The following is a 1,516-nucleotide window of genomic DNA, read 5'->3' on the forward strand; positions in this document are numbered from 1 at the left end:
TCCTCACCTCACCGCGTCTTTCATCCCACACTAACCTTTGATCGGTATAGTGTGGGGATTCCCGTCTGTTTAGCTAACTTCAGAGCATTACGTCCAGAGTAGTAGCTAACGGCTTTGCCGCTGCCCGGAATCTGAGTTACCAAAATCTTTTCATCATCCTCATCAGTGACAAGTTCGATTACGAAGTTACCGGCTGGATCGAAATAGTCCCGACTGTTGCAGATGCGATCGTAGTGAGCGCCGATGACCCGATCGGCAGTCTCGAAAGTATCGTCATACAAGTGGGCGGACTGGGATAGCGTCACCAACGGGCCCATCGTCAGGTCATAATTCGATCGTTGGGCGATCGCATCTCGGATGTGGTGTTGCAGCGCCCGCAACCCCATCGCGTTCGCCGGCCATGCCGCAAACATATCATTACTCCGCAGCGTAGCAGTCAGTGAGAGTTCCCCGTCCACGACGCGCACCCAGACATGATTGAGACAAGGGCTACCGCTGTGCTCATGGTCAGAGGAACCGTCCGATCGTCTGCTGAAGTTGCCGCCAGAATCCCAGAGGTTGATAACGGCGCTGGCAGCATCAATCTCGTTAATGAGTTTGGCGATGACTTCTTCGATTTGGTCACGCCCAAACCATGACCGCATCCGTTGACCATAGGTGTACTTGATTCCCTCGTGATATGGGGCATCTTCCAGAATTTGAGGGATGTAGTCTTGCAGGAATTGGCGATCGATCGGCAGATAGTTCGGCTCCGGGAAAAAGAATTCGGGTGGTTCATCGGTCACAACTGCCATCAGATCGATTAGCTCTTGCACCTGTCCGTCATATCCTGTGGGTCGCAACACGCCTGTGGTTTTGATGCGGTGGATGATTTTTATCCAGGTTTCGGCGATCGTCTTCCCTTCGATTCTGTGACCATAGCGCTGACCTGGGAGCACCGTGGGCAAGTTCTCCACCAGTGGGAATATCGTCGGTGTTGCCCACTCCGGTTTCGGGGCAAGGTTGGCTAATTTTTTGGCTAGAGTGACTGCTTCAGAAATGCTTTGGACTTCATGATATTCGATCGATTACCGTAACTGTTGCAGATTCTCAAACGGAATTTCGATGTCGATGTATCCAACTACGTCTGAAATGATTTTCCAACAGTAAGAATCGTTATCGCTTTTATCACATTCAAAGCGTTCTCGAAAGAAATCTAGGAAACATTGAACTGCGCCTGAATTCTTATCTTCGTTCATGGCATTTAGCACTATTAAAAATCTGATGTGAGGATTACAAAGTAAGTTTCTAACCAGGAAATTGATACCGCGTGTTGCAGAGTACAGTTGCCCGATTGCCCCATACTCGTGCTCTTCCAGTTTCTTTTTGATTACGCCCTTCAGTGTCCATCCGGTTACTATTGCCGTTTGTCCTGTTCCGCAAAACACCTGATTCGGCTTATAAGCTGTTGTGCCTTTAAATAGGGTATAATAAAAAATTAGTTTAGTCAATTTATACAAAAATGCCAGCTAAAAAC

At 48.4% G+C, this 1,516-nt stretch carries 2 protein-coding genes; both read right to left on the reverse strand.

Annotation, left to right across the window (positions count from 1 at the left end; all coding sequences use genetic code 11):
• Nucleotides 1-20: 20 nt before the first annotated feature.
• On the reverse strand, nt 21-938 hold the full coding sequence (locus QUB26_RS31765) for a thymidylate synthase (protein WP_333321293.1): 918 nt from the start codon (nt 936-938) through the stop codon (nt 21-23).
• Between the two features lie 129 nt (nt 939-1,067).
• On the reverse strand, nt 1,068-1,238 hold the full coding sequence (locus QUB26_RS31770) for a hypothetical protein (protein ID WP_333321291.1): 171 nt from the start codon (nt 1,236-1,238) through the stop codon (nt 1,068-1,070).
• Nucleotides 1,239-1,516: the final 278 nt, after the last annotated feature.

The organism is Microcoleus sp. B4-C1, from assembly GCF_036705285.1.
Classification (GTDB): domain Bacteria; phylum Cyanobacteriota; class Cyanobacteriia; order Cyanobacteriales; family Microcoleaceae; genus Microcoleus.